This window comes from Candidatus Pseudomonas auctus (genome assembly GCF_048654275.1).
Lineage (GTDB): Bacteria > Pseudomonadota > Gammaproteobacteria > Pseudomonadales > Pseudomonadaceae > Aquipseudomonas > Aquipseudomonas pharyngis.
Genome location: NZ_JBJYZK010000010.1, coordinates 222,093 through 247,342, shown reverse-complemented (window position 1 = coordinate 247,342; position 25,250 = coordinate 222,093). Strand labels below are relative to the sequence as shown.

General features: G+C 60.7%; 25 protein-coding genes. 18 read left to right on the top strand and 7 right to left on the bottom strand.

Annotation, left to right across the window (positions count from 1 at the left end; genetic code table 11):
• Window positions 1-3: 3 nt before the first annotated feature.
• From ACKUG4_RS19685 to ACKUG4_RS19670, 4 genes are all read left to right on the top strand, one after another.
• The gene (locus ACKUG4_RS19685; protein ID WP_064598506.1) at window positions 4-624 is read left to right on the top strand and encodes a 2-dehydro-3-deoxy-6-phosphogalactonate aldolase; all 621 of its coding nucleotides are present in this window, start codon (window positions 4-6) and stop codon (window positions 622-624) included.
• 48 nt (window positions 625-672) lie between these two features.
• A complete protein-coding gene (dgoD, locus tag ACKUG4_RS19680; RefSeq protein ID WP_007950849.1) occupies window positions 673-1,821 on the top strand; it encodes a galactonate dehydratase in 1,149 nt (382 codons plus the stop codon).
• A gap of 96 nt (window positions 1,822-1,917) precedes the next feature.
• Entirely contained in the window at window positions 1,918-3,228 is a 1,311-nt protein-coding gene (locus ACKUG4_RS19675; protein WP_085612145.1) for an MFS transporter, read from the top strand.
• A gap of 60 nt (window positions 3,229-3,288) precedes the next feature.
• Complete coding sequence (locus ACKUG4_RS19670; protein WP_007950852.1) at window positions 3,289-4,092, top strand: IclR family transcriptional regulator; 804 nt, start codon at window positions 3,289-3,291, stop codon at window positions 4,090-4,092.
• 4 nt (window positions 4,093-4,096) lie between these two features.
• Here ACKUG4_RS19670 and ACKUG4_RS19665 read toward each other — a convergent pair whose 3' ends face one another.
• The gene (locus ACKUG4_RS19665; RefSeq protein ID WP_169431413.1) at window positions 4,097-5,149 is read right to left on the bottom strand and encodes an NAD(P)-dependent alcohol dehydrogenase; all 1,053 of its coding nucleotides are present in this window, start codon (window positions 5,147-5,149) and stop codon (window positions 4,097-4,099) included.
• Between the two features lie 191 nt (window positions 5,150-5,340).
• Between ACKUG4_RS19665 and ACKUG4_RS19660 the strand changes: the two genes are divergently transcribed.
• Window positions 5,341-6,231, top strand: coding sequence for an AraC family transcriptional regulator (locus ACKUG4_RS19660; RefSeq protein WP_074688074.1), 891 nt, complete (start codon window positions 5,341-5,343; stop codon window positions 6,229-6,231).
• Between the two features lie 66 nt (window positions 6,232-6,297).
• Here ACKUG4_RS19660 and ACKUG4_RS19655 read toward each other — a convergent pair whose 3' ends face one another.
• Window positions 6,298-7,962: an electron transfer flavoprotein-ubiquinone oxidoreductase gene (locus ACKUG4_RS19655; protein WP_445434642.1), complete on the bottom strand. Its 1,665-nt coding sequence runs from the start codon at window positions 7,960-7,962 to the stop codon at window positions 6,298-6,300.
• 525 nt (window positions 7,963-8,487) lie between these two features.
• Here ACKUG4_RS19655 and ACKUG4_RS19650 point away from each other — a divergent pair.
• The 10 genes from ACKUG4_RS19650 (at window position 8,488) to ACKUG4_RS19605 (ending at window position 17,926) form a co-directional block, all read left to right on the top strand.
• Window positions 8,488-9,237, top strand: coding sequence for an electron transfer flavoprotein subunit beta/FixA family protein (locus ACKUG4_RS19650; protein ID WP_007950859.1), 750 nt, complete (start codon window positions 8,488-8,490; stop codon window positions 9,235-9,237).
• A complete protein-coding gene (locus ACKUG4_RS19645; RefSeq protein ID WP_445434641.1) occupies window positions 9,238-10,167 on the top strand; it encodes an electron transfer flavoprotein subunit alpha/FixB family protein in 930 nt (309 codons plus the stop codon).
• Window positions 10,168-10,247: 80 nt separating this feature from the next.
• Window positions 10,248-11,084 (top strand): substrate-binding periplasmic protein, encoded by an 837-nt coding sequence (locus ACKUG4_RS19640; protein ID WP_064598494.1) that lies wholly within the window; start codon window positions 10,248-10,250, stop codon window positions 11,082-11,084.
• Window positions 11,085-11,093: 9 nt separating this feature from the next.
• Window positions 11,094-11,450, top strand: a complete 357-nt coding sequence (locus ACKUG4_RS19635) for a DUF4398 domain-containing protein (RefSeq protein WP_172829501.1) — start codon at window positions 11,094-11,096, stop codon at window positions 11,448-11,450.
• A complete protein-coding gene (locus ACKUG4_RS19630) occupies window positions 11,447-12,259 on the top strand; it encodes an OmpA family protein (RefSeq protein ID WP_064598489.1) in 813 nt (270 codons plus the stop codon). The genes ACKUG4_RS19635 and ACKUG4_RS19630 overlap by 4 nt, the downstream gene beginning before the upstream one ends.
• Window positions 12,260-12,460: 201 nt before the next feature.
• Entirely contained in the window at window positions 12,461-13,900 is a 1,440-nt protein-coding gene (locus ACKUG4_RS19625) for an aminotransferase-like domain-containing protein (RefSeq protein ID WP_007950868.1), read from the top strand.
• Window positions 13,901-13,974: 74 nt separating this feature from the next.
• Window positions 13,975-14,451, top strand: coding sequence for a translation initiation factor 2 (locus ACKUG4_RS19620; protein ID WP_445434640.1), 477 nt, complete (start codon window positions 13,975-13,977; stop codon window positions 14,449-14,451).
• Between the two features lie 166 nt (window positions 14,452-14,617).
• A complete protein-coding gene (locus ACKUG4_RS19615; protein ID WP_007950870.1) occupies window positions 14,618-14,872 on the top strand; it encodes a YkgJ family cysteine cluster protein in 255 nt (84 codons plus the stop codon).
• Window positions 14,873-14,913: 41 nt separating this feature from the next.
• Window positions 14,914-15,519: an START domain-containing protein gene (locus ACKUG4_RS19610; RefSeq protein WP_007950871.1), complete on the top strand. Its 606-nt coding sequence runs from the start codon at window positions 14,914-14,916 to the stop codon at window positions 15,517-15,519.
• 313 nt (window positions 15,520-15,832) lie between these two features.
• Window positions 15,833-17,926: an LTA synthase family protein gene (locus ACKUG4_RS19605; protein WP_064598484.1), complete on the top strand. Its 2,094-nt coding sequence runs from the start codon at window positions 15,833-15,835 to the stop codon at window positions 17,924-17,926.
• A gap of 61 nt (window positions 17,927-17,987) precedes the next feature.
• Here ACKUG4_RS19605 and ACKUG4_RS19600 read toward each other — a convergent pair whose 3' ends face one another.
• A complete protein-coding gene (locus ACKUG4_RS19600) occupies window positions 17,988-18,146 on the bottom strand; it encodes a DUF3309 family protein (RefSeq protein ID WP_169432680.1) in 159 nt (52 codons plus the stop codon).
• 256 nt (window positions 18,147-18,402) lie between these two features.
• Here ACKUG4_RS19600 and ACKUG4_RS19595 point away from each other — a divergent pair, with 256 nt between their 5' ends.
• The 3 genes from ACKUG4_RS19595 to csrA all read left to right on the top strand — a co-directional run bounded on the left by ACKUG4_RS19595 (window position 18,403) and on the right by csrA (window position 19,939).
• Entirely contained in the window at window positions 18,403-19,218 is an 816-nt protein-coding gene (locus tag ACKUG4_RS19595) for an SDR family oxidoreductase (protein ID WP_064598482.1), read from the top strand.
• 64 nt (window positions 19,219-19,282) lie between these two features.
• Window positions 19,283-19,615: a YnfA family protein gene (locus ACKUG4_RS19590; RefSeq protein ID WP_085647485.1), complete on the top strand. Its 333-nt coding sequence runs from the start codon at window positions 19,283-19,285 to the stop codon at window positions 19,613-19,615.
• Between the two features lie 138 nt (window positions 19,616-19,753).
• The gene (csrA, locus tag ACKUG4_RS19585) at window positions 19,754-19,939 is read left to right on the top strand and encodes a carbon storage regulator CsrA (protein ID WP_039770603.1); all 186 of its coding nucleotides are present in this window, start codon (window positions 19,754-19,756) and stop codon (window positions 19,937-19,939) included.
• Between the two features lie 6 nt (window positions 19,940-19,945).
• Here the strand turns inward: csrA and ACKUG4_RS19580 are convergent, their stop codons facing one another.
• The 4 genes from ACKUG4_RS19580 to ACKUG4_RS19565 all read right to left on the bottom strand — a co-directional run bounded on the left by ACKUG4_RS19580 (window position 19,946) and on the right by ACKUG4_RS19565 (window position 25,007).
• Entirely contained in the window at window positions 19,946-20,173 is a 228-nt protein-coding gene (locus tag ACKUG4_RS19580; RefSeq protein WP_003192759.1) for a YheU family protein, read from the bottom strand.
• Between the two features lie 59 nt (window positions 20,174-20,232).
• Complete coding sequence (locus ACKUG4_RS19575) at window positions 20,233-21,423, bottom strand: osmoprotectant NAGGN system M42 family peptidase (RefSeq protein ID WP_236189940.1); 1,191 nt, start codon at window positions 21,421-21,423, stop codon at window positions 20,233-20,235.
• Between the two features lie 62 nt (window positions 21,424-21,485).
• The gene (gene ngg, locus ACKUG4_RS19570) at window positions 21,486-23,231 is read right to left on the bottom strand and encodes an N-acetylglutaminylglutamine synthetase (RefSeq protein ID WP_064598480.1); all 1,746 of its coding nucleotides are present in this window, start codon (window positions 23,229-23,231) and stop codon (window positions 21,486-21,488) included.
• Between the two features lie 3 nt (window positions 23,232-23,234).
• Window positions 23,235-25,007, bottom strand: a complete 1,773-nt coding sequence (locus tag ACKUG4_RS19565) for an N-acetylglutaminylglutamine amidotransferase (protein ID WP_445434639.1) — start codon at window positions 25,005-25,007, stop codon at window positions 23,235-23,237.
• Between the last annotated feature and the right edge of the window lie 243 nt (window positions 25,008-25,250).

The window sequence follows — 25,250 nt, the reverse complement described above, 5'->3', positions numbered from 1 at the left end:
GACATGCTCAAGCAAGCACTGGCGCAAAACGGTCTGATCGCGATCCTGCGCGGCCTGCATCCGCAGGAAGCCGCATCTGTCGGAGAAGTCCTGTATGCGGCCGGATTTCGCGTCATCGAAGTACCGCTCAATTCCCCCGCGCCGTACGAAAGCATTCGCATCCTGCGTAAGACCCTGCCCGCCGATTGCCTGATCGGTGCCGGCACGGTGCTGACCCCGGAACAAGTGGAATTGGTGAAGGAGGCCGGCGGCCAGGTCATCGTCATGCCCCACAGCGATGCCAAGGTGTTGCGGGCCGCGAAAGCGGCGGGGCTGTACCTGTCGCCCGGCGTCGCCACACCGACCGAAGCCTTTGCGGCGCTGGAGGAGGGGGCGGACATTCTCAAACTGTTCCCGGCCGAACAGATGGGGCCGGCAGTGGTGAAAGCCTGGCTGGCGGTGTTGCCGGTCGGGACGATTCTGGCGCCGGTCGGCGGCATCACGCCGGACAACATGCAGGCGTTCATCGACGCTGGCGTCAAAGGCTTCGGCCTCGGGTCCGGGCTGTTCAAGCCGGGCATGACGACTGAGCAAGTGGCGGCCAATGCCAAGGCCTACGTGGCGGCCTGGAAAGCCCTTCGCTAAGACTTTTCCGGCGCTGCGTGCGCTGCATCTAACAAGAGAGACAAGCAGATGAAAATCACCAAACTCACCACCTTCATCGTCCCGCCGCGCTGGTGCTTCCTGAAAGTCGAAACCGACGAAGGTGTGACCGGTTGGGGCGAGCCCGTGGTCGAGGGCCGCGCCCACACCGTCGCGGCTGCAGTCGAGGAATTGTCCGACTACCTGATCGGCAAAGACCCACGCAATATCGAAGACATCTGGACCGTGCTGTACCGCGGCGGCTTCTACCGCGGCGGCGCAATCCACATGAGCGCACTGGCCGGCATCGATCAGGCGCTGTGGGACATCAAGGGCAAGGCGCTGGGCGTATCGGTCAGCGATCTGCTCGGCGGTCAGGTGCGGGACAAGATCCGTGTTTATTCGTGGATTGGTGGTGACCGTCCGGCGGACACGGCGCGGGCCGCGAAAGAGGCGGTGGGTCGTGGTTTTACGGCGGTGAAAATGAACGGCACCGAGGAGCTGCAATTTCTCGATACCTTCGAAAAAGTCGATCTGGCGCTGGCCAACGTTGCCGCCGTGCGCGATGCGGTGGGGCCGAACGTCGGCATCGGTGTCGACTTCCATGGCCGGGTGCACAAACCGATGGCCAAGGTCCTGATGAAGGAACTCGACCCGTACAAACTGATGTTCATCGAAGAGCCGGTGCTCAGCGAAAACTATGAAGCGCTGAAGGAGCTGGCACCGCTGACCAGCACCCCGATTGCCCTCGGCGAGCGGCTGTTTTCACGCTGGGACTTTAAACGGGTGTTGAGCGAAGGTTACGTCGACATCATCCAGCCGGATGCTTCCCACGCCGGCGGCATCACCGAGACCCGCAAGATCGCCAACATGGCCGAAGCCTACGACGTGGCGCTGGCACTGCACTGCCCGCTGGGGCCGATTGCACTGGCGGCGTGTCTGCAACTGGACGCCGCTTGTTACAACGCGTTTATCCAGGAGCAGAGCCTGGGCATCCATTACAACGAGAGCAATGACCTGCTCGACTATGTGAAGGATCCACGGGTGTTCGACTACGACAAGGGCTTCGTGAAAATCCCCAACGGCCCGGGCCTGGGGATCGAGATCAACGAGGAATACGTGATCGAACGCGCGGCGGTCGGCCACCGCTGGCGTAACCCGATCTGGCGGCATGCCGATGGCAGTTTTGCCGAGTGGTGAGTCGCTGACTCTCTGCCGCATCCAGTAAGTCAGATCTCCAGGGAGCGGAGATCTGCATACCCTCGACCTCAATAAACATAAGAAGAGGCGCTCCCCATGCAACCGCAAACCCTCACCGGGCAAGCGACGTTAGTCACGCCCAGCCGCAAGCGATTTTTCATCATGGTGTTGCTGTTCATCACCGTGGTCATCAACTACCTCGACCGCAGCAACCTGTCGATTGCCGCCCCTGCACTGACGACGGATCTGGGCATCGATCCGGTACACGTCGGGCTGATCTTCTCGGCGTTCGGCTGGACCTACGCCGCCATGCAGATCCCCGGCGGCTGGCTGGTGGACCGGGTGCCGCCACGCATCCTTTATAGCGTCGCACTGTTGCTGTGGTCGCTGGCCACGGTGATGCTCGGTTTCGCCGCCAGTTTCATCGCGCTGTTCGTGCTGCGCATGGCGGTCGGTGCGCTGGAAGCGCCGGCGTACCCGATCAACAGCCGCGTGGTGACGACCTGGTTCCCCGAGCGTGAGCGGGCCACGGCCATCGGGTTCTACACCTCCGGGCAGTTTGTCGGGCTGGCGTTCCTGACCCCGGTGCTGGCGTGGCTGCAACATGAATTTGGCTGGCACATGGTATTTGTCGCGACCGGCGCGGTGGGCATCATCTGGGCGGCGATCTGGTACGCGGTGTATCGCGAACCGCGTGATTTCAAAGGCGCCAACCAAGGCGAAATCGACCTGATCCGCGAGGGCGGCGGGTTGGTGGACATCGCCGCCGAAACTGCCAAGGTGAAGGCAAAATTCAGCTGGACCGATCTCGGCATCGTCCTCAGTAAACGCAAGTTGTGGGGGATCTATCTAGGCCAGTTCTGCCTGAACTCGACGCTGTGGTTTTTCCTGACGTGGTTCCCGACCTACCTGGTGAAATACCGCGGCATGGACTTCATCAAGTCCGGTCTGCTGGCGTCGCTGCCGTTTCTCGCCGCGTTCATCGGCGTGCTGTGCTCCGGGTTCTTTTCCGACTTCCTGATCCGTCGCGGCTGCACCGTCGGGTTTGCGCGCAAGCTGCCGATCATTGGCGGGCTGCTGATTTCCACCTCGATCATCGGCGCCAACTTCGTCGAATCGACGCCGTTGGTGATTGCCTTCCTGGCGTTGGCGTTTTTCGGCAACGGGCTGGCGTCGATCACCTGGTCGCTGGTCTCGACACTGGCGCCGGCGCGGTTGCTGGGCCTGACCGGCGGGGTGTTCAACTTCATCGGCAATCTGTCGGCGATTGCCACGCCGATTGTCATCGGCTTCCTGGCCAGCGGTGACTCGTTCGCGCCGGCGATCACCTACATCGCGGTTCTGGCATTGATCGGTGCTTTGTCCTACGTGCTGCTGGTGGGCAAGGTCGAGCGCATCGAGTTGTAGTCGGCTATGTCGGGCGACCATAATGCCGCCCGTTCCCTCGCTCAACGCTAAAGGCTGGATATGCAGGAAGACGCCCCAAAAACCGCCAAGGACGCCGCGCCGACTGGCACCCAAACCCTGCTTCGCGGGTTGGGTGTGGTGCAGGCCGTCGCCAGTGGCGCCCGCGATCTCAAAGAGATTGCCCGCCTGATCGGCACCACGCGCAGCACCACCCATCGTCTGGCCAGTTGCCTGGTGGACGAGCGCTACCTGCGCGTCGTGCCGCAAGTCGGTTATCTGCTGGGGCCGAAGTTGATCGAACTGGGTTTTCAGGCGCGTGAAGAATTGCCGCTGGTGACGTTGGCCGGGCCGTATCTGGACGAGCTGTCGGCGCTGACCGGCGACACCGTTCACTTGGGCATTCGTGAAGGCGACGAGGTGCTGTACCTGTTGAAGAATCCGGGGCGCAACGGCCCGGAAATGCGCTCGCGGGTCGGCCATCGCATGCCGTTGGCGCGGACCGGGATCGGCAAGGCGCTGATGCTGGATGACGCGCCGCAGGACTGGCAGCGCCTGTACGACATCAGCCTGCCGGCGGGTGGGAAAAGTCAGTTCTGGCCGCAGCATCCCCAGCAGTCGTGGGAGCAGCTGGAGCAACGGATGACCGAGTACGTGGCCGGCGGCTACGCGTTCGATCTGGAAGACAACGAACCTTCGATCCGCTGCGTGGCGGCGCCGATCCGCGACGCGAGCAAGCGCATCGTCGCGGCGATCAGCATCGCCAGCACCGTGCCGTACATGCCGCTGGAAAAAATGGCCGAGCTGATTCCCCTGATCAAAGGGGTCACGGCCCGGCTTTCGGCGGAGCTTGGCTTGAAGGTCTGAGGAATCAGAGCTTCAGAGTCGCCATGTCGATGACGAAACGATACTTCACGTCGCCGGCGATCATCCGCGTGTAGGCTTCGTTGATCTGGCGGATGTCGAGCATTTCGATGTCGCAGCTGATGTTGTGCTCGGCGCAGAAATCCAGCACTTCCTGGGTTTCGGCGACGCCGCCGATCAACGAACCGGCCAGTACGCGACGACCCAGCACCAGTTTCGCGGCGTGGACCGGCGGATCGATCGGTTCGATCAGGCCCACCAGAATGTGCACGCCATCGAAGCGCAGGGTGTCGAGGTACGGGTTGAGGTCGTGCTGGACCGGAATGGTATCCAGCAGGAAATCGAAGCGACCGGCCGCGGCTTTCATCTGTTCTTCGTCGGTGGACACGATCACGTGATCGGCGCCCTGGCGGCGGCCTTCCTCGGCCTTGCTCGCCGAACGGGTGAACAGCGTGACTTCAGCGCCCATGGCCTTGGCGAACTTGATGCCCATGTGGCCGAGGCCGCCCATGCCGAGAATCCCGACCTTGTCGCCGGCCTTCACGCCATAGTGCTTGAGTGGCGAGTAGGTGGTGATGCCGGCGCAGAGAATCGGTGCAGCGGCCGCCAGGTCCAGCTTCTCGGGAATGCGCACCACGAAGTGTTCGCTGACCACGATGCTGTCCGAATAACCGCCCATGGTGTTGCTGCCATCGACCCGGTCCGGGGTGGCATAGGTCATGGTCGGGCCTTCGAGGCAGTATTGCTCGAGGTTCGACTGGCAGGCTTCGCAGGTGCGGCAGGAGTCGACCATGCACCCGACGCCGACCAGATCGCCTACCTTGTGTTTAGTGACATTCGCACCGACGGCGGTGACTTTTCCGACGATCTCGTGGCCGGGCATCAACGGGTAAACGGCGATGCCCCATTCGTTGCGCGCCTGGTGGATGTCGGAGTGGCAGACGCCGCAGTACAGGATTTCGATGGCGACGTCGTCGGCCCGAGGGCTGCGGCGTTCGAACTTCATCGGGGCGAGGGGCGTGGTGGCCGTTTGAGCGGCATAGCCGATGGCGGTGTACATGTGAAACCTCGCAAAAGCAGTGACAAGTGAGGCGGCGCATTCTGGGCGCCGTCCGCTTGTCCGGCCATGGCGATTCCTCCGGGTGTCATGCCTAATCCTCCGGCATGCGGGGTTGATCGGTCGCATTGGCAAAAGGATCTGCGATGATGCTTTTATCCCTTTTTCCGTGATTTTTTCTGAAGAGCCACCCGATGCAATTGACCCGTCACCTTGATGCCAACGCCACCCTGGTTTCGCTGATCGAACCGCTGGCGCTGCGCGATGGTTACAGCCAGACCGGGCTGCCGGGCGTGCAGGTGTTGCGCGCCAGTTGCGACGTCGCCCGTGGTCCGCACATTTATGAGCCGAGCCTGATGATCATCGCCCAGGGCAGCAAACTGGCGTATCTGGGGCCACGCACCATGGAGTACGGTGCCGGGCATTACCTGATCCAGGCCTTGCCGGTGCCGTTCGAGTGCGAGACCTATGCGTTGCCGGACGCGCCGTTGCTCGGCGTATCGGTGGCGATCGACCGGGTGCTGCTCGGCGAACTGGTGCTGGCCATGGGGCTGGCGCCAGGGCGGCATATTCCGGCGCAGACCCCGGAGTCGATGACGTCGGTGGTGCTCGACGATGACATGCGTGGTTGTGTCGAACGCTTGCTGCGTTGTCTGCACGATCCGCTGGAGTGCCAGATTCTCGGCCCGGCGCGGGTGCGGGAGTTATTGTTCGTCGCGTTGCGCGGTCCCCAGGCTGATGTGCTGCGGGCACTGGTGGAGCAGCAGGGGCAGTTTGCGCGAGTGGCGGCTTCGATCAGTCATCTGCATGCGCATTACACCGAGCCATTGAATGTCGAGACATTGGCCGGTTGCGCGAACATGAGCGTTTCCACCTTTCACGAACACTTCAAACGCAGCACGTTGCTGTCGCCAGTGCAGTATCTGAAGCGTTTACGTTTGTTGAAGGCGCAGACGTTGTTGATCGCCGAAGGACTGGGCGTGGCGCAGGTAGCGCATCGGGTGGGGTATCAGAGCACGTCGCAGTTCAGTCGCGAGTACAAACGCTATTTCGAGCGCAGTCCAGGGGATGAACGCGCGGCTTGATCTTTTACAAAACGCAGGCAACAAAAAGGCCCCCGTTTCGGGAGCCTTGATGTTCAGCGATTCGACTTACATATTCGGGTAGGTCGGACCGCCGGCGCCTTCCGGCGCAACCCAGGTGATGTTCTGCGAAGGGTCCTTGATGTCACAGGTCTTGCAGTGCACGCAGTTCTGGGCGTTGATCTGGAAGCGTTTCTCGCCGTCTTCCTTGGTGATCACTTCATACACGCCGGCCGGGCAATAGCGCTGCGCCGGTTCGTCGTACAGCGGCAGGTTCTTCGCCAGCGGAATGCTCGGGTCGGTCAGCTTCAGGTGGCACGGCTGTTCTTCTTCATGGTTGGTACCGGAGATGAACACCGAGCTCAGCTTGTCGAAGCTGATCTTGCCGTCGGGTTTCGGGTAGTCGATCTTCTTGCAGTCGGCCGCGAGCTTGAGGCAGGCGTAGTCCGGCTTGGTGTCGTGCAGGGTGAACGGCAGTTTGCCGCCGAAGATGTTCTGATCCAGCCAGTTGAAACCGCCGCCGACGATGGCGCCGAACTTGTGGATCGCCGGGCCGAAGTTGCGGCTGGCGAACAGTTCTTCGTAGAGCCAGCTCTGCTTGAAGGCGTCGACATAAGTGGTCAGCTCTTCAGTGCCGTCCTTGTCAGCGAACAGTGCGTCGGCCACGGATTCAGCGGCGAGCATGCCGGACTTCATCGCGGTGTGGCTGCCCTTGATCTTGGCGAAGTTCAGGGTGCCGAGGTCGCAACCGATCAGTGCGCCGCCCTTGAAGACCATTTTCGGCAGCGAGTTCAGGCCACCCTTGCAGATCGCGCGCGCGCCGTAGCTGATGCGCTTGCCGCCTTCCAGATATTGCTTCAGTACCGGGTGATGCTTGAGGCGCTGGAATTCGTCGAACGGCGACAGGTAGGTGTTGCTGTAGGAAAGATCGACGATCAGACCGACCACCACCTGGTTGTTTTCCAGGTGATAGAGGAAGGAGCCGCCGGTGTTCTCGGTGCCCATGATGTCCATCGGCCAACCGGCGGTGTGGACCACCAGGCCTGGCTGGTGTTTGGCCGGGTCGATTTCCCAGATTTCCTTCAGGCCGATGCCGTAGTGCTGGGCGTCGGCTTCGCTGTCCAGGTTATAGCGCTTGATCAGTTGCTTGCCGATGTGGCCACGGCAGCCTTCGGCGAACAGCGTGTACTTGCCACGCAGTTCCATGCCCGGGGTGTACAGGCCTTCTTTCGGGTGACCTTCGCGGTCGACACCGAGATCACCGGTGATGATCCCGCGTACCACGCCGTTTTCATCGATCAGCGCTTCCTGAGCGGCGAAGCCCGGGTAGATTTCCACGCCCAGATTTTCCGCCTGCTGAGCGAGCCAGCGGCACAGGTTGCCGAGGGAGATAATGTAGTTGCCTTCGTTGTGCATGGTCTTGGGCACAAAGAAGTCAGGGATTTTTTGCGCGCTTTCGGCGTTTTTCAGCACGAAGATGTCATCGCGGGTGACGGGCGTGTTCAGCGGGGCGCCGAGTTCTTTCCAGTCCGGGAACAGTTCGTTCAGGGCCCGTGGTTCGAATACGGCACCGGACAGGATGTGTGCGCCGACTTCGGAGCCTTTTTCGACCACGCAGACGCTGATTTCCTTACCGGCTTCGGCGGCCTTCTGCTTCAGACGGCAGGCGGCGGACAGGCCAGCGGGGCCGGCACCGACGATGACCACGTCGAATTCCATGTATTCGCGTTCCACAGGCTATCTCCTACTCAAGGCTCAACAGTTTTTTTTCTAATTTGGAGGTTCGGTGTCGTATCCGTTATTGCCTTTACGTTAACGTCAAGGGTAATAATGGGCAAACCACCTTTCTCTCTAGGCGGCGCATTATATCTACACCACTCTTAGCGTCCAATACAAACGTTTGTTTGAATTGGCTCCAGCCCAGAGAAATCAAAGAAGCGCGGCTTATGACAGGGCATTTTGGCGTATTGACCAGAATGGGCGTTCCGGTCAAGATACGGGCGGTTTTGCGCTCGCCGTAGGCTGAATGGTGGTTTCAAGAGCACCTCTAAAGACAGGGCGTAGGCGGTAACCGGTGATGCGCAGCGCAAGTTTGGCGCGCAGTTTACACACCGCGAGGCGGCATGACTCGTCGGTCACGACCGACGAACGGTCATCCCGCTCAGCCGACGTTTTTAGAGGTGCCCTTGTGCCCGATGAGCATCAACCGCCAGGTTCGCCTAGGCGACTTTCTTTTCACCGGAGAGTAACGAGGAATCCATGAAGGTTCTTGTAGCTGTCAAACGCGTTGTGGATTACAACGTCAAGGTTCGCGTCAAGGCGGACAATTCCGGCGTAGACCTCGCCAACGTCAAGATGTCGATGAACCCGTTCTGCGAAATCGCAGTGGAAGAAGCCGTACGCCTGAAAGAAAAAGGCGTTGCGACTGAAATCGTCGTCGTCTCCATCGGCCCGTCCACCGCTCAGGAACAGCTGCGTACCGCACTGGCTCTGGGTGCCGACCGCGCCATCCTCGTCGAATCCGCTGAAGACCTGACTTCCCTGGCCGTGGCCAAGCTGCTCAAGGCCGTGGTCGACAAGGAACAGCCTCAGCTGGTGATCCTGGGCAAACAGGCCATCGACAGCGACAACAACCAGACCGGCCAGATGCTCGCTGCACTGAGCGGCTACGGTCAGGGCACTTTCGCCTCGAAAGTCGAAGTTTCCGGCGACAGCGTTGCCGTGACCCGCGAAATCGACGGCGGCGCGCAGACTGTCTCCCTGAAGTTGCCAGCGATCGTCACCACCGACCTGCGTTTGAACGAGCCGCGCTATGCGTCCCTGCCAAACATCATGAAAGCCAAGAAGAAGCCTCTCGAGACGCTGACTCCGGACGCTTTGGGCGTTTCCACCGCCTCCACCAACAAGACCCTGAAAGTCGAAGCGCCGGCTGCACGCAGCGCGGGCATCAAGGTCAAGTCGGTGGCTGAACTGGTCGAGAAACTGAAAAACGAAGCGAAGGTAATCTAAATGACTATCTTGGTTATTGCTGAACACGACAACAAAGCGCTGGCTCCGGCCACCCTGAACACCGTGGCTGCCGCTGCCAAAATCGGCGGCGACATCCACGTTCTGGTTGCCGGCCAGGGTGCTGGCGCCGTGGCTGAAGCCGCCGCGAAAATCGCAGGCGTGAGCAAAGTCCTGAACGCTGACAATGCTGCCTACGCGCATCAGCTGCCGGAAAACGTTGCTCCGCTGGTAGCCGAACTGGGCGCTGGTTACAGCCACATCCTGGCTGCCGCCACTTCCAACGGCAAAAACATCCTGCCGCGCGTTGCCGCCCAGCTGGACGTTGACCAGATCTCCGAGATCATCTCGGTAGAAAGCGCTGACACCTTCAAGCGTCCGATCTACGCCGGTAACGCCATCGCTACTGTGCAATCGACCGCTGCGATCAAAGTGATCACCGTGCGTGCCACCGGTTTCGATCCGGTTGCCGCTGAAGGCGGTTCCGCTTCGGTTGAATCCGTTGCTGCTGCTCACAACGCCGGCACTTCCAGCTTCGTCAGCGAAGAACTGGCCAAGTCCGATCGTCCTGAGCTGACCGCTGCCAAGATCGTCGTTTCCGGCGGCCGCGGCATGCAGAACGGCGACAACTTCAAACACCTGTACGCCCTGGCCGACAAGCTGGGCGCTGCCGTCGGTGCTTCCCGTGCAGCGGTCGACGCAGGTTTCGTACCGAACGACATGCAGGTCGGCCAGACCGGCAAGATCGTTGCGCCACAGCTGTACATCGCCGTCGGTATCTCCGGCGCGATCCAGCACCTGGCCGGCATGAAAGACTCCAAAGTGATCGTTGCGATCAACAAGGACGAAGAAGCACCGATCTTCCAGGTGGCCGATTACGGCCTGGTGGCGGATCTGTTCGAAGCCGTACCTGAGCTGGAGAAGCTGGTCTAATCCGGCCGCTTCACTTATAAAGAGCCCGGCCTGTTGGTCGGGCTTTTTTTTGTCTGGGATTTGAGCGGGAGCGTTTCGCCATGGATTTGCATCGTCGGTTGGGCTGCTCGTGGTTGCTGGGGCTGGCATTGTTGCCGGGCCTGTCGGTGGCGGCGGGCAAGTGCGAGCGGCTGGTCGTCACCGGCAGCCCGGATGCACCGCCGTACCTCTGGCAGGATCCGCAGAACCCCAAACAACTGATCGGTGCAAGTGCCGATCTGTTGCAACAGGTGGCCAAGGAGTTGGGGATCAAGGTCGATCTTTTGTACGCCGGCAAGCGCTCCCAGGCCCTCGATGAAGTGCGCAGCGGGCGCATGGACATGCTGGCCGACGCACCGCTGACCTTTAATGAGCTGGAAAACCTCGACTACATACACCCGCCGTTACTGGAAAACGATTACCTGGTGTGGACGCGCAAGGGGTCGACCCTGGTCTACAGCGAAGCCAAGGACCTGCACGGGCATACCGGCGGCTTGTCGGAAAAGTCTCGAATGACCCCGGCATTTGGCGCTATCGCCGAGCAGCAATTGACCCTGACCCGTACGGCAAACCTGACCCAGGCGTTTCAGAAACTTCTGCTGGGCGAAGTGGAATATGTACTCGCCGGTCGCTACTCGGGCATGGCGGCCGCGCAGGCCTTGGGCATGGCCAACGATCTGCTGGCCTTCGAACAACCCATCGACCGGCCCGGTCTGTTCCTCGCGGTTTCGCACAACTCGGCCTGCAACGATCCGTGGTTGCGCGGACAGCTGGCCAAAAAGATGACAGAATTGCCCGCGTCCGGCCTGACGGAAGCCGCGCTGCAACGCAACATCGAGCGCTGGAAGGCGCAGCAGCAACAGCCGCCGCAACCACCTGTCAGCGCCCCAAAACAGTAGGGATTCTTAGTGAGTAATCGACTTCTTTTCGCGGCCATGGCCGTTCTGGCCCTGGCCGGTTGCGCCAGCGATCCGGCACCCAACGAACAAATGCGTCTGACCGAGCAGGCCCTTGAGCAAGCCAAAGCCGTGGGCGCCACCGCCGAAGACGTGCCGGAGATGAAACTGGCCGAGGACAAGTTCAACCGGGCCAAAGGCAGCATGGCGGGTGAGTCTTACAAGAATGCGCGGATGCGCTTCGAACAGGCCGAACTCGACGCACGTCTGGCGGAAGCCAAAGTCCTGACCCGCAAGAGCGAAGAACAAGTGAACGTGCTCAACACCCGTATCGTCCGACTGCGCAAGCAACTGGGGGATGCCCAATGAGCCTGAAGTCCAAAACTCTCGGTGCTCTGATCCTCGCCGGTTGCGCCAGCCTTTATGGCTGCGCCGGTCAGCACAGCGAATCCGCATTGCAGCAGGCCAGCACCGACTTCCAGAAGGTCAAGGAAGATTCCAACGTGCTGCGTATCGCGCCGAAAGACGTGATCCGCGCCGGTGAGTCCCTGGCCCGTGCCGATCGTCTGTCGACGTACTGGGGCAGTGGCTCGGACGTGGTGCATTACGCCTATCTGAGTCAGCGCTATAGCGAAATCGCTCGTGAGCACACCAATCAGGTGCTCAACGAAGAGCGTGTGGCGAAGCTGGAACTTGAACGCCAGCGCCTGCAACTGGCCCTGCGCGAGTCCAAGCTGCTGAGTGTGCAACAGCAGGGCAAGTGGCTGGAAGAACAGATCGTTGCACTGGCCACTACCCAAACCGACCGTGGTCTGGTGATGACCCTGGGTGACGTGCTGTTCGACACCGGTGAGGCCGAACTGAAAAACTCTGCCAACCGCGTGGTGCTGAAGATCGTGCAGTTTCTGCAACTCAACCCGAAACGCATCGTGCGGATCGAGGGTTACACCGACAGCACTGGCGGCAAGCAGGAAAACCTCAAGCTGTCCCGTGACCGTGCGCAGTCGGTAGCTGACGTGCTGACGGACCTGGGCATCGACGAAAAACGCATTCAGGTCGAAGGCTACGGTGATGAATATCCCGTGGACGCCAACGCTTCCGAGCGTGGGCGTGCGCAGAACCGTCGAGTGGAAATCGTGTTCTCCGACGAAAAAGGCCAGCTCGGCGCCGCCCGCTGAGGGTGGCGTTACTGGAAAGCCCGGGCTGTCAGGCAGCGCCGGGCTTTTTTACGTCTGTCGATTACCTCACAAAGCAGTACAGATTTAACCGACACAGCACTGTATGGTTGACTAATATGGCAACTGTCCCAGTACACTTCCAAACTGTTCCGGTATTGTTTCACACAAGAATAAAACGCCCGTGAAATCGAGTGCTGCGTCATGACCAATCTCTTGCTCTACCAACGTATTGCTCAACAGCTGGCCGAAGATATCCGCCGTGGCGTCTATCAACCGGGCGAGCGCGTGCCTTCGGTGCGCAAGATGAGTTCGCAGCTCAACGTCAGCCATGCCACGGTGTTGCAGGCTTACGCCAACCTCGAGGATCAGGGCCTGATCCGTGCGCGGCCGCAGTCCGGCTACTACGTGCACCAGACTCCCGCACTGACGGCGCCCACGCCGGACATTGCCCGGGTCGAACGGCCAGGCCTGGTCACCCGCAGCAGCATCATTCAGCAAGTATTGGTCGAGTCCCGTCGTGAAGGCGTGTTCCCGCTGGGGGCGGCGGTGCCGAGTGTCGATTATTTGCCGGTGCGCGCCCTGCATCAGCAATTGGCCAAGGTCACCCGGTTTCACAGCCCTCGGGCGTTCAGCTACATGTTCAGCCCCGGTTTCGAGCCGCTGCGTCGGCAGGTGGCGATTCGCATGCGTGATGCAGGCGTGGTCGTTGACCCTTCGGAAGTGGTGATCACCCACGGCTGCGTCGATGCGTTGCAGATGTCGTTGCGAGTGCTGACGCGCCCCGGCGACCTGATCGCCGCCGAATCACCGACCTATTACGGCCTGTTGCAATTGGCCGACCTTCTGGGCCTGAAAGTCATCGAGATCCCCAGCGATCCCGCCACCGGCATGAGCCTCGAAGCCCTGCAACTGGCGGCGAATCAATGGTCGATCAAGGCGCTGGTGCTGACCACGCGCCTGAGCAATCCACTCGGCGGCACCATGCCCGAAGAGCGCCAGAAACAACTGCTGCGACTGGCCTCGGATTTCGATATCCAGATCGTCGAAGACGACATCTATGGCGAATTGATGTTCGAGCAGGGCCGCACCAAGTCGCTCAAGGCCTACGACCGGCTCGACCGGGTGATCTATTGCTCGAGTTTTTCCAAGACGTTATCGCCCGGGGTGCGCATCGGCTGGATGATCGCCGGCAAGTACCAGCAGGAAATCCAGCGCTTGCAGACTTTCAGCACCCATTCCGCGTGCAGCGTCACCCAAATGGCTATCGCGGCCTACCTGGAAAACGGCGGCTATGACCGGCATTTACGGTACATCCGCCAGGAATACCGAAAAAATCTCAGCGCGTTCCAGTTGGCAGTCCAGCAGTACTTTCCCGAAGGCACACAGATGACCCGGCCGACCGGCGGATTCATTCTGTGGGTCAGCCTGCCGGGGCGGGTCAATACTCAGGAATTGCACGTGCGGGCGCTGCAACAGGGCATCAGCATTGCGCCGGGGTTGATCTTCAGTAATACCGAGCAGTTCAACCACTGCATCCGGTTGAACTGCGGCATCCCGTGGAATCGCGAGGCGGAACGGGCGCTGATGACCCTCGGCATGTTGGCCACCCAGCTCTGCCAGGAGATGGCCGGCGGATTTTGAAACAATGGCGGAGCTTGTCATGTGGCGCCCAACAGGCGAGCATATGGCCCTCTGCCGTTAGCTTCGTTGGGTTCATGAAAGCGAAATTTTCTGCCGCCTGGGTTGTGCTCTGCCTGTTGATGATGGGTCAGGTCCCTGGCACCATGGCGGCGGCTCAGGAAAAGACGCCGGCGACTGCCACCGCGAAAAAACCGGTCACGGCCAAGAAAACCGTTCCAGCGAAAAAAACACCGCAGAATAAGGCTGCTCCCGCCAAGAAGCGCGCCCCGGTAGCCTCCAAGTCGAAATCGGCGAAGGAGGTGGCCAAGACGCCGCTGCCGCCTGCGAAGCTCGATTTGAGCCTGCCGAAAGACATGGTTCAGGAATTGAAGCCTCCCGGTTCCGTGACGCTGCCCAAGCGTGAGCCGATCCTGCCGCAGATGTTCGGCGACAAGAACAGCGGGTTCCAGCTCAACGGCCGTTTGCTCAGCAACGAAATGCAGTTGCAGCTGCGTAACGAAGAGCGCCGCGAAGTCGAGGGCGCGGCGCTGGATTTCGAGTTCAAGCAATAAATCGTCCCCGTCGGTGACCCGCAGACCAGACGCTTTGTCGGAGACTGGTCAGTCACTTTCGTTTCTGCGTAAAAACCCCGGTTCAGGCAATTTAAAACAGCCGTTTAAGCGGTTACCCTGTTCCGCGTCCCTTTAACACATTGCCCGCTGCGAGGAACGCGTCGTCATGAAATGCCGTGAAGGCTGTGGCGCCTGCTGCATTGCCCCTTCCATCAGTTCACCGATTCCAGGCATGCCCGATGGCAAACCTGCCGGTGAACGCTGCGTTCAGTTGTCGGTCGATAACCTGTGCAACATTTTCGGCCGACCGGAACGTCCGGCGGTCTGTTCAGGATTCAAGGCCGATCCCGAAGTCTGCGGCAGCAGCCAGGAAGACGCGATCAGACTGCTCGGCTGGTGGGAGCAGATGACGGCGGCGTGATGTGTCAAACGAACGGAACTTCAACAATAAGGAATAAGACTATGGGTTCGCTGCATCGTATCGCTGTGTTGTGTGGTTTGACGGCCGTGCTGGCCACCTCGGCCGCCCAGGCTGAAGACTGGAAAGTCGCCAAGAACGAGGACGGCATCAAGGTCTCCCTGAGCGAAGTCCCGGGTTCGGACTACAAGTCTTATCAGGGTGTGACCGTGATGAAGACCACCATCGCTAAACTGCGCGCCTTGCAGGAAGACGTCTCCGGGGCCTGCGCATGGATTCACGAGTGCAAGACCCAGAAACTGCTCAAGCACGAAGGCGACCAGAGCTGGACCTACACCCAGTTCAATACGCCATGGCCGGTTACCCCGCGCGACTCCATCCTGCATGTCACCACCGTTGAAGGTGCCGATGGCAGCCTGACCCGTAATCTGGAAGGCGTGCCGAAATACCTGCCTGAAGAAAAGGGCTTTGTGCGGGTCGCTCAGGTCAAAGGCTTCTGGAAGTTCGTGCCAAAGGGCGATCAGGTTGAAGTGACCTATCAGGTTCACACCGAGCCGGGCGGCAGCGTGCCTTCCATGATCGCCAACAAGTTTGTGGTCGACGCACCGTTCAATACCCTGAAAGCCTTGAAAGAACGCGCCGAGAAGTAAACATCGCGTTCATCTGTAAACGCCCCGAAGAACTCGGGGCGTTTTGTTTTGCAGGTTTATTGTGTTTCCGAATATGCGTTGAACGAAATTTTCACAAAGTCTCCAAGACAATTCGCCCGCGCTGTTTGTACCTGTCCCGCCGCGCTGTGCCTTGAATGAAAGTGTCCGGCAGCGGGTACTAATCAATGGCAATGCCGCCGGTGATCGGGCAACATTTGCGCTCCGCGCAAGCCCCGGGGCCTGGAATGGCCAACAGAGGGCAGGGCGCAGCTGAATTTTTGCAACTTCAACTTCCAATGGGTCCTAAAACGACATGGCAAACCCGGACGCCCTGAGTCAGCAGCGATCTTCCAGTCGCCTGCTGCAACCGACCGTCAAATCGCATCTGGCCTACACGCTTCTGTGCGCGCTGGTCATGATGGTGATGTTTTCCGTGCTGCGCCTCGCGCTGCTGGTCTACAACCGCGAGATGATCCTCGACACCCCGGCCTCGACTTTTCTCGAAGCCTTCGCCAACGGCCTGCGCTTCGATATTCGCCTGGTGGTGTATGTCTGCATTCCGCTGGTGCTGGCGCTGTTCAGTGCCCGGGCCATGGCAGCGCGCGGGTTCTTCCGTCTGTGGCTGACCGTCGCTTCGAGCATCGCGCTGTTCCTCGGCCTGATGGAGATGGACTTCTATCGCGAGTTCCACCAGCGCCTCAACGGCCTGGTGTTCCAGTACGTGAAAGAAGACCCGAAAACCGTGATGAGCATGCTCTGGTACGGTTTCCCGGTGGTGCGTTACCTGTTGGCCTGGGCCGTGGGCACGCTGATCCTGACCCTGGCGTTCAAGGGCGCCGATCGTCTGACCCGTCCGCGTGGCCCGTTCAGCGGCGGTAACGTCGGCACCCGTCAAGTGGCGCCATGGTATGCGCGTCTGGCGGTATTCGTGGTGTGCCTGCTGATCTGCGTGGTCGCCGCTCGCGGCACCCTGCGTCAAGGCCCGCCGCTGCGCTGGGGTGACGTGTACACCACCGATTCGAACTTCGCCAACCAGCTCGGCCTCAACGGCACGCTGTCGCTGATCGCGGCGGCCAAGGATCGGATGGGCGAGGATCGCGACAACATCTGGAAAGCCACGCTGCCGCAGGATCAGGCGCAGAAAGTGGTGCGCGAGATGCTGGTGATGCCGGACGACAAACTGGTGGATGCCGATATTGCCGCCGTGCGTCGTGAATACACGCCGCCTGCCGACAAGACCCTGCCGATCAAGAACGTCGTCGTGATCCTGATGGAAAGCATGGCCGGTCACTCGGTGGGCGCTCTGGGCGCGCCAGGCAACATCACGCCGTACCTCGACAAGCTGTCGAAAGAAGGCCTGCTGTTCGACCGTTTCTTCTCCAACGGCACCCACACCCACCAGGGCATGTTCGCCACCATGGCGTGCTTCCCGAACCTGCCGGGTTTCGAATACCTGATGCAGACCCCGGAAGGCAGCCACAAACTGTCCGGCCTGCCGCAGTTGCTCAGTGCGCGTGACTATGACGATGTCTACGTCTACAACGGTGACTTTGCCTGGGACAACCAGTCCGGTTTCTTCAGCAACCAGGGCATGACCAACTTCGTCGGCCGTAACGACTTCGTGAACCCGGTGTTCTCCGATCCGACCTGGGGCGTGTCCGACCAGGACATGTTCGACCGTGGTCTGGTGGAACTCAAGGCGCGGGAAAACGGCAAGCCGTTCTACGCGCTGCTGCAGACCCTGTCCAACCACACGCCGTACGCCTTGCCGACGCCATTGCCGGTCGAACGCGTCACCGACCGTGGCCCGCTCAACGAGCACCTGACCGCCATGCGTTACGCAGACTGGGCGCTGGGCCAGTTCTTCGAGAAGGCCCGCAAGGAGCCGTACTTCAAGGAAACCCTGTTCGTCATCGTCGGCGACCACGGTTTCGGCAACGAGCGTCAGATCACCGAAATGGACCTGGGCCGCTTCAACGTGCCGATGCTGATGATCGCACCGGGCATCCAGGAAAAATTCGGTACCCGTGACCACACCGTGGGCACCCAGATCGACATCGTGCCGACCATCATGGGTCGCCTCGGTGGCGAAGTGCGCCATCAGTGCTGGGGCCGCGATCTGCTGAACCTGCCGCAGGGTGACACCGGTTTCGGTGTGATCAAGCCGTCGGGCAGCGAGCAGACCACTGCCATCGTCACCGCTGACCAGATTCTGGTGCTGCCGAAAGAGAAGGAAATGGCGCCGAAGATCTACCAGTACCAACTGGGCGCGAATCCTTCTGCTGAAATCATTCCGGATGCACCGCGCACTGCCGAGCTGAAACTCAAGCTTGAAGCGTTCCTGCAAACGGCCACCAAGAGCCTGATCGACAATACCGCCGGTGTGGTTAACGGCAAGCCGGACTGATCAGTCGGCACAATAAAAAAGAGGCCCTTCACAGGGCCTCTTTTTTTTGTCGGTCAAACAGTCATATCCGACCGAGTAACAACAGCACCAACAGGACTACCAGCACTACGCCGATAATGCCCGAAGGGCCATAACCCCAACTTCTGGAGTGCGGGAAGACCGGCAGACCACCGATCAGCAACAGGATCAGGATGATGATTAGAATTGTGCCCATGTCTATTTCCTTGTTGATAGTGTCTGTGAAGTCTTGGTGTTCAAGGGCAGCTGGAAGTTGAACTAAATCCAGCCGGCTTACAGATTCCGACTGGTGCGCATGAAAGAAAATTCAATGTTTTTTTAAGGTATTTGGCTCGCTCGCTTATTTCGTTTGTTGTCGCGGTTTGCCCTCGCCATTCAGCAATCTGATGGAGCGTGGGTCGCTGCGTATCCTTCGCTACACTCCGCGCATCTTCCCCGGAACAACAAGGCTGTCTGCTATGCAAAATCGCATGATGATCACTGGCGCGGGCTCTGGCCTGGGTCGCGAAATCGCGCTGCGCTGGGCGCGTGAAGGCTGGCAACTGGCCTTGTCCGACGTCAGCGAGCCCGGTTTGCAAGAGACCCTGAAACTGGTCCGCGAGGCCGGCGGCGACGGCTTCATCCAGCGCTGCGACGTGCGCGATTACAGCCAGTTGACGGCGTTCGCCCAGGCCTGCGAAGTGAAACTTGGCGGCATCGACATCATCGTCAACAACGCCGGTGTGGCGTCGGGCGGGTTCTTCAGCGAGTTGTCGCTGGAGGACTGGGACTGGCAGATCGCGATCAACCTGATGGGCGTGGTCAAGGGCTGCAAGGCATTCCTGCCGCTGCTGGAGCAGAGCAAGGGCAAGATCATCAACATCGCCTCGATGGCCGCGCTGATGCAGGGCCCGGCGATGAGCAACTACAACGTGGCCAAGGCCGGAGTGGTGGCCCTGTCGGAAAGCCTGTTGATCGAACTGGCCCAGCAGGAAATCGGTGTGCATGTGGTCTGCCCGTCGTTCTTCCAGACCAACCTGCTGGACTCTTTCCGGGGCCCGACGCCGGCGATGAAAGCCCAGGTCGGCAAGTTGCTGGAAAGTTCGCCCATCACCGCCAGCGATATTGCCGACTACATCTACCAGCAAGTCGCGGCCGGCGAGTTCATGATCCTGCCCCACGAACAAGGGCGCATGGCCTGGGCGCTCAAACAGAAAAACCCGCAATTGCTGTACAACGAAATGACCGCGATGGCCGAGAAGATGCGCGCCAAGGCCAAACAGAACAACGGCTGAACTTGCCCGGGGTTCGTCGCATCGTTAGGGTGGCCGCAACAGTCACCCTGACGAGATGTCTTGCATGCTCAACTATCTGTGGTTTTTTCTCGCCGCGCTGTTCGAAATCGCCGGCTGTTTCGCCTTCTGGATGTGGTTGCGCCAGGGCAAGAGCGCCTTGTGGGTGATCCCGGCACTGTTCAGTCTGACTCTCTTTGCGCTGCTGTTGACGCGCGTCGAAGCGACCTACGCCGGTCGCGCCTACGCAGCTTATGGCGGCATCTACATCATTGCTTCGATTGGCTGGCTGGCGGTGGTCGAGCGCATCCGCCCGTTGGGTTCGGACTGGATCGGTGTGGCGCTGTGTGTGATCGGGGCCAGTGTGATTCTGTTCGGGCCGCGGTTTTCCGCGAGCTGAATCTTGCAGGCCTGAAGGAAACGTCTGAAGGCTTGCGCGCCTTGGCGCGTAGGGAATGACTGAATTGCCCGGCATGCATTGTAGGGCGCTCGAAAGCCGCGCATCTTCAAGGCTCGCAAACCTTGAAGGACACCTCCCATGCTTGTACTCAGCCGTGTTGTCGGGGAACTGATTTCCATCGGCGACAACATCACTTTGCGCGTTCTGGCGGTCAACGGCTCCAGCGTGCGGTTCGGCGTCGAAGCGCCGGAGCAGATCGGCGTGCATCGCGCCGAGGTCTACGAACGGATCCAGCGCAAACAGGCCAGCGGCAAGGGCCGCTGACCGTTTTCAGTCGAACAGGTGCTTGGGCACGTCGTGCTTGAGCATCAACTGGCATTGCTCGCTTTCCGGATCGAAAACAATCAACGCCTGGCCTTTGGTCAGCGCCTGGCGAACCCGCAGTACGCGGGTTTCCAGCGGCGTGTCGTCACCGTTGTCGGTACCGTCACGGGTGACGAAATCCTCGATCAGGCGGGTGAGGGTGTCGACTTCGAGCGCGTCGTAGGGAATCAGCATGGGCACCTCGGCTAAATCAATGTCGGGATGCTACGGCGAATGATCGCCGAGGGCCAGACTCAACTGTCCGAACGCTGCCCTACCAGGCTGTCCACCGACGGCACACGGGTGTCGCTCTCCATCTGCGTCTCGTGCTCGATCTGATGACTGAAGCGATCCAGTGACCCGCTGGCCGGTTGCGCATCGCTGGCGAACACCGGCGGACTCAGAATGTACGCCCCCAGCAAGCGACTGAGCGCCGCGAGGCTGTCGATGTGCGTGCGTTCGTAGCCGTGGGTTGCGTCGCAGCCGAAGGCAAGCAGGGCGGTGCGGATGTCGTGGCCGGCAGTCACTGCCGAATGGGCATCGCTGAAGTAATAGCGGAACAGGTCGCGGCGCACCGGCAGTTCGTGCTCGCCGGCAAGACGCAACAGGTGCCGCGACAGGTGATAGTCGTAAGGCCCGCCGGAATCCTGCATCGCTACGCTCACCGCATGTTCACTGGAGTGCTGGCCCGGCGCGACCGGGGCGATGTCGATGCCGACGAATTCGCTGACGTCCCACGGCAAGGCTGCCGCCGCGCCGCTGCCGGTTTCCTCGGTGATGGTGAACAGCGGATGACAGTCGATCATCAGCTCCTGACCGCTGTCGACGATGGCTTTCAGCGCTGCCAGCAGCGCGGCGACACCGGCCTTGTCGTCCAGATGGCGGGCGCTGATGTGGCCGCTTTCGGTGAACTCGGGCAAAGGATCGAAGGCCACCACATCGCCAACGCTGATGCCCAGCGAATCACAATCGGCGCGGGTCGCGCAGTAGGCGTCCAGACGCAGCTCGACGTGATCCCAACTGATCGGCATCTCGTCCACGGCAGTGTTGAAGGCATGCCCGGAAGCCATCAATGGCAACACGCTGCCGCGAATCACACCGTTGTCGGTGAACAGGCTGACGCGGCTGCCTTCGGCAAATCGGCTCGACCAGCAGCCCACCGGCGCTAGGGTCAGACGCCCGTTGTCTTTCACCGCGCGCACGGCGGCGCCGATGGTGTCCAGGTGCGCCGATACTGCGCGGTCGGGGCTGTTTTTCTTGCCCTTGAGGGTGGCGCGGATCGTGCCGCGACGGGTCATCTCGAAGGGAATGCCGAGTTCTTCCAGACGTTCGGCGACGTAACGCACGATGGTGTCGGTGAACCCGGTAGGGCTGGGAATGGCGAGCATTTCCAGCAGGACTTTCTGCAGGTAATTCAGATCCGGTTCGGGAATTTGGGTGGTCATGGAAACTCCTGTTGCGGGGCGTCATTCGCGCGTTGAACGCGGGAATGACGCTGAGAGAGAGATCAAACGGCCGGTTGACTGTGCGGAAACAACAGATCGACAAACCGCTCCGCCGTCGGTTGCGGCTCATGGTTGGCAAGACCTGCCCGCTCGTTGGCTTCGATGAACACGTACTGTGGTTGATCCGCCGCCGGCACCATCAGGTCGAGTCCGACCATGGGTATTTCCAGGGCGCGGGCCGCACGCACGGCGGCCTCGGCCAAGGTCGGATGCAGAATCGCCGTGACGTCTTCCAGCGTGCCGCCAGTGTGCAGATTCGCCGTGCGCCGCACGAACAGATGCTCACCGGCCGGCAGGATGCTGCTGTAGTCGTAACCGGCTGCGTGCAGGGTGCGCTGGGTTTCGTGATCCAGCGGAATCTTGCTTTCCCCGCTGGTCGCCGCCTGCCGGCGCCGACTCTGGGCTTCGATCAGGGCGCCGATGGAATGATGGCCGTCGCCGACCACCTCCGCCGGCCGGCGGATCGCCGCTGCAACCACCTCGAAACCGATCACCAGAATCCGCAGGTCGAAGCCTTCATGGAAGCTTTCGAGCAATACGCGAGTGTCGAACTGTCTGGCCGCTTCGATGGCCTGCTGCACTTCCTCGATGGTCTGCAGATCCACCGCCACGCCTTGGCCCTGTTCGCCATCCAGCGGTTTGACCACCACTCGCTGGTGTTCATCGAGGAACGCCAGATTGTCGTCCGCGTTTCCTGCCAGCTGCTGCGACGGCACATTCAACCCGGCGGCTTTCAACACTTTGTGGGTCAGGCTCTTGTCCTGGCACAGGTTCATGCTGATGGCGCTGGTCAGGTCGCTCAGTGATTCGCGGCAACGCACCCGGCGCCCGCCGTGACTGAGGGTGAACAGCCCGGCATCGGCGTCATCCACTTGCACGTCGATGCCGCGTCGATGGGCTTCCTCGACGATGATCCGCGCGTAAGGGTTGAACTGCGCCTCCGGGCCGGGGCCAAGAAACAGCGGCTGATTGATGCCGTTCTTGCGCTTGATGGCGAACGTCGGCAGGTTGCGAAAACCGAGTTTGGCGTAGAGGTTTTTCGCCTGGCGGTTATCGTGCAGCACCGACAGATCGAGATAGCTCAAACCCCGGCTCATAAAGTGTTCGATCAGATGACGCACCAGCACTTCGCCGACCCCGGGGCGCGAACACTGCGGATCGACCGCCAGGCACCACAGGCTGCTGCCGTTTTCCGGGTCGTTGTAAGCCTTCTGGTGATTGAGGCCCATGACGCTGCCGATCACCGCGCCGCTGTCGTCGTCTTCCGCCAGCCAGTACACCGGGCCGCCCTGATGGTGCGGGGTGAGCAGGGTGGCGTCGATCGGCAGCATGCCGCGCGCCTGATACAGCTGATTGATCCCCTGCCAGTCCGCGTCACTTTGCGCACGACGGATGCGGAAGCCGCGAAACACGCGGGTGGCCTGACGATAATCGCTGAACCACAAGCGCAGGGTATCGGACGGGTCGAGAAACAATTGAGTCGGTTCCAGCCCGAGAATCTGCTGCGGCGCGGCAACGTACAAAGCAATGTCGCGCTCGCCCGTCTGCTCGTTGAGCAGTTCCCGGGCAAGGCTTGCCGGATCGGGGAAGGTGTGACCGATGAGCAATCGGCCCCAGCCGCAATGCACCGCGATCGGTTCGGCGGCAGGCTCGCTGCCATCTTCGGCCAGGCGCGCCTGCAAGCGTTCGTAGGACGGCGTCTGACCGCGCAGCAGGCGTTGGCTGTAAGCCGTGGCGTGAGGTTTCATCGATCAGATTCCTTGTTCGCTGAGCCACAGGTTCAGGGCTGCCAGTTGCCACAGTTTGGAACCGCGCAGAGGCGTGAGTTGACCTTGTGGATCAGTGAGTAGCTTGTCGAGCATCACCGGGTTGAACAGGCCGCGATCCTGACTCGGGTCGAGCAGCAGTTCGCGCACCCAGTTCAGAGTGTCGCCCTGCAAATGCTTGAGGCCCGGCACCGGGAAGTAACCTTTCTTGCGGTCAATCACCTCGCTCGGAATCACCCGTCGCGCGGCTTCCTTCAGCACCTGCTTACCGCCGTCCGGCAGTTTGAACTGGCCCGGAATGCGGGCCGACAATTCCACCAGTCGATAGTCGAGAAACGGCGTGCGCGCTTCCAGGCCCCAGGCCATGGTCATGTTGTCGACACGTTTGACCGGGTCGTCCACCAGCATCACCGTGCTGTCCAGACGCAGGGCCTTGTCGACCGCCGCATCGGCGCCGGGCTGTGCGAAATGTTCCTTCACGAAGTCGCCGGCAGCGTCATTGGCCGTCAGCCATTTCGGCTGCACCGTGGCGGCGTAGTCGTCGTAGCTGCGGTCGAAAAACGCTTCGCGATAAGCCGCATACGGATCGGCCGCGCCGTCGACTTGCGGATACCAGTGATAACCGGCGAACAACTCGTCGGCTCCCTGGCCGCTTTGCACAACCTTGCAGTGCTTGGCCACTTCGCGGGACAGCAGATAGAAGGCGATGCAATCGTGGCTGACCATCGGCTCGCTCATGGCGCGGAACGCGGCGGGCAATTGCTCGATGATCTCTTTTTCGTCGATGCGCAGTTGATGGTGCTGGGTGCCGTAGTGCTTGGCGATCAGGTCTGAGTACTGAAACTCGTCACCGCGCTCGCCCCCGGCATCCTGAAAACCGATGGAAAAAGTCGACAGGTTCTCCACGCCGACTTCGCGCAACAGGCCCACCAGCATGCTCGAATCGACACCGCCGGAAAGCAGCACGCCGACATCCACCGCTGCCCGTTGGCGGATCGCCACGGCTTCGCGGGTGCTGTCGAGCACGCGGTCACGCCAGTCTTCCAGGGTCAGGTTTTTTTCGTCGTCGTGTGGTCCGTAGGGCAGGGTCCACCAGGTTTTCTGCTCGGTGGTGCCGTCTGCTTCAATGCGCATCCAGCACGCTGGCGGCAGCTTTTCGATACCGGCCAGCAAGGTGCGCGGCGCAGGTACCACGGCGTGGAAATTCAGGTAATGGTTGAGCGCCACCGGATCGAGGATCGGGTTGATGTCACCGCCCTTGAGCAAGGCCGGCAGGGCCGAGGCAAATCGCAGGCGCTGGCCGGTGCGCGACAGGTACAGCGGCTTGACGCCAAGACGGTCGCGGGCGATGAACAGGCGTTGGGCATCACGCTCCCAGATGGCGAAGGCGAACATGCCATTGAGTTTCGGCAGCAGCGCTTCGCCCCAAGCGTGATAACCCTTGAGCAGCACTTCGGTGTCGCCGCCGGAGTAGAACGCATAACCGAGCGCTTCGAGTTCGGTACGCAATTCAGGGAAGTTGTAGATCGCGCCGTTGAAGGCCAGGGACAGGCCCAATTGGCTGTCGATCATCGGCTGCGCCGAGCCGTCCGACAGGTCCATGATTTTCAGGCGTCGATGGCCCAGGGCAATCGGTCCCTGGGCATGGAAGCCCCACGCGTCGGGGCCGCGAGGCGCCAGGTGATGGGTGATTCGCTCGATGGCTGCAAGGTCTGCAGGTTGTTGATCAAAACGTAACTCGCCAGCTAATCCGCACATAAGGTCCTTACCGGTTTTTCCGTTGGGGAAGGTGTCACTGCACCGCGCCGAAATGGCCGGTACTCAGAAACTGACCCGGCTGGGATGTGGGAGTTTTAGAACGATCGGTTATAAGCGGTTCGGCCTGACCGATGGGCCATTAGCTTTCCGATTGGATTTATGGGTAGTAGATAAATAGCGAAAACATGCGGATGTCTGCTTGTTTGCCGGCCTGATCACGTAGTTTTTCGTGTTTTTTTTACG

Bases quoted from the DNA above. Each gene is read 5' to 3' on its own strand.
- ACKUG4_RS19685 (WP_064598506.1), top strand. From the start codon at position 4: ATGCTCAAGCAAGCACTGGCGCAAAACGGTCTGATCGCGATCCTGCGC.
- dgoD (WP_007950849.1), top strand. From the start codon at position 673: ATGAAAATCACCAAACTCACCACCTTCATCGTCCCGCCGCGCTGGTGC.
- ACKUG4_RS19675 (WP_085612145.1), top strand. From the start codon at position 1,918: ATGCAACCGCAAACCCTCACCGGGCAAGCGACGTTAGTCACGCCCAGC.
- ACKUG4_RS19670 (WP_007950852.1), top strand. From the start codon at position 3,289: ATGCAGGAAGACGCCCCAAAAACCGCCAAGGACGCCGCGCCGACTGGC.
- ACKUG4_RS19665 (WP_169431413.1), bottom strand. From the start codon at position 5,149: ATGTACACCGCCATCGGCTATGCCGCTCAAACGGCCACCACGCCCCTC.
- ACKUG4_RS19660 (WP_074688074.1), top strand. From the start codon at position 5,341: ATGCAATTGACCCGTCACCTTGATGCCAACGCCACCCTGGTTTCGCTG.
- ACKUG4_RS19650 (WP_007950859.1), top strand. From the start codon at position 8,488: ATGAAGGTTCTTGTAGCTGTCAAACGCGTTGTGGATTACAACGTCAAG.
- ACKUG4_RS19645 (WP_445434641.1), top strand. From the start codon at position 9,238: ATGACTATCTTGGTTATTGCTGAACACGACAACAAAGCGCTGGCTCCG.
- ACKUG4_RS19640 (WP_064598494.1), top strand. From the start codon at position 10,248: ATGGATTTGCATCGTCGGTTGGGCTGCTCGTGGTTGCTGGGGCTGGCA.
- ACKUG4_RS19630 (WP_064598489.1), top strand. From the start codon at position 11,447: ATGAGCCTGAAGTCCAAAACTCTCGGTGCTCTGATCCTCGCCGGTTGC.
- ACKUG4_RS19625 (WP_007950868.1), top strand. From the start codon at position 12,461: ATGACCAATCTCTTGCTCTACCAACGTATTGCTCAACAGCTGGCCGAA.
- ACKUG4_RS19620 (WP_445434640.1), top strand. From the start codon at position 13,975: ATGAAAGCGAAATTTTCTGCCGCCTGGGTTGTGCTCTGCCTGTTGATG.
- ACKUG4_RS19615 (WP_007950870.1), top strand. From the start codon at position 14,618: ATGAAATGCCGTGAAGGCTGTGGCGCCTGCTGCATTGCCCCTTCCATC.
- ACKUG4_RS19610 (WP_007950871.1), top strand. From the start codon at position 14,914: ATGGGTTCGCTGCATCGTATCGCTGTGTTGTGTGGTTTGACGGCCGTG.
- ACKUG4_RS19605 (WP_064598484.1), top strand. From the start codon at position 15,833: ATGGCAAACCCGGACGCCCTGAGTCAGCAGCGATCTTCCAGTCGCCTG.
- ACKUG4_RS19595 (WP_064598482.1), top strand. From the start codon at position 18,403: ATGCAAAATCGCATGATGATCACTGGCGCGGGCTCTGGCCTGGGTCGC.
- ACKUG4_RS19590 (WP_085647485.1), top strand. From the start codon at position 19,283: ATGCTCAACTATCTGTGGTTTTTTCTCGCCGCGCTGTTCGAAATCGCC.
- csrA (WP_039770603.1), top strand. From the start codon at position 19,754: ATGCTTGTACTCAGCCGTGTTGTCGGGGAACTGATTTCCATCGGCGAC.
- ACKUG4_RS19580 (WP_003192759.1), bottom strand. From the start codon at position 20,173: ATGCTGATTCCCTACGACGCGCTCGAAGTCGACACCCTCACCCGCCTG.
- ACKUG4_RS19575 (WP_236189940.1), bottom strand. From the start codon at position 21,423: ATGACCACCCAAATTCCCGAACCGGATCTGAATTACCTGCAGAAAGTC.
- ngg (WP_064598480.1), bottom strand. From the start codon at position 23,231: ATGAAACCTCACGCCACGGCTTACAGCCAACGCCTGCTGCGCGGTCAG.
- ACKUG4_RS19565 (WP_445434639.1), bottom strand. From the start codon at position 25,007: ATGTGCGGATTAGCTGGCGAGTTACGTTTTGATCAACAACCTGCAGAC.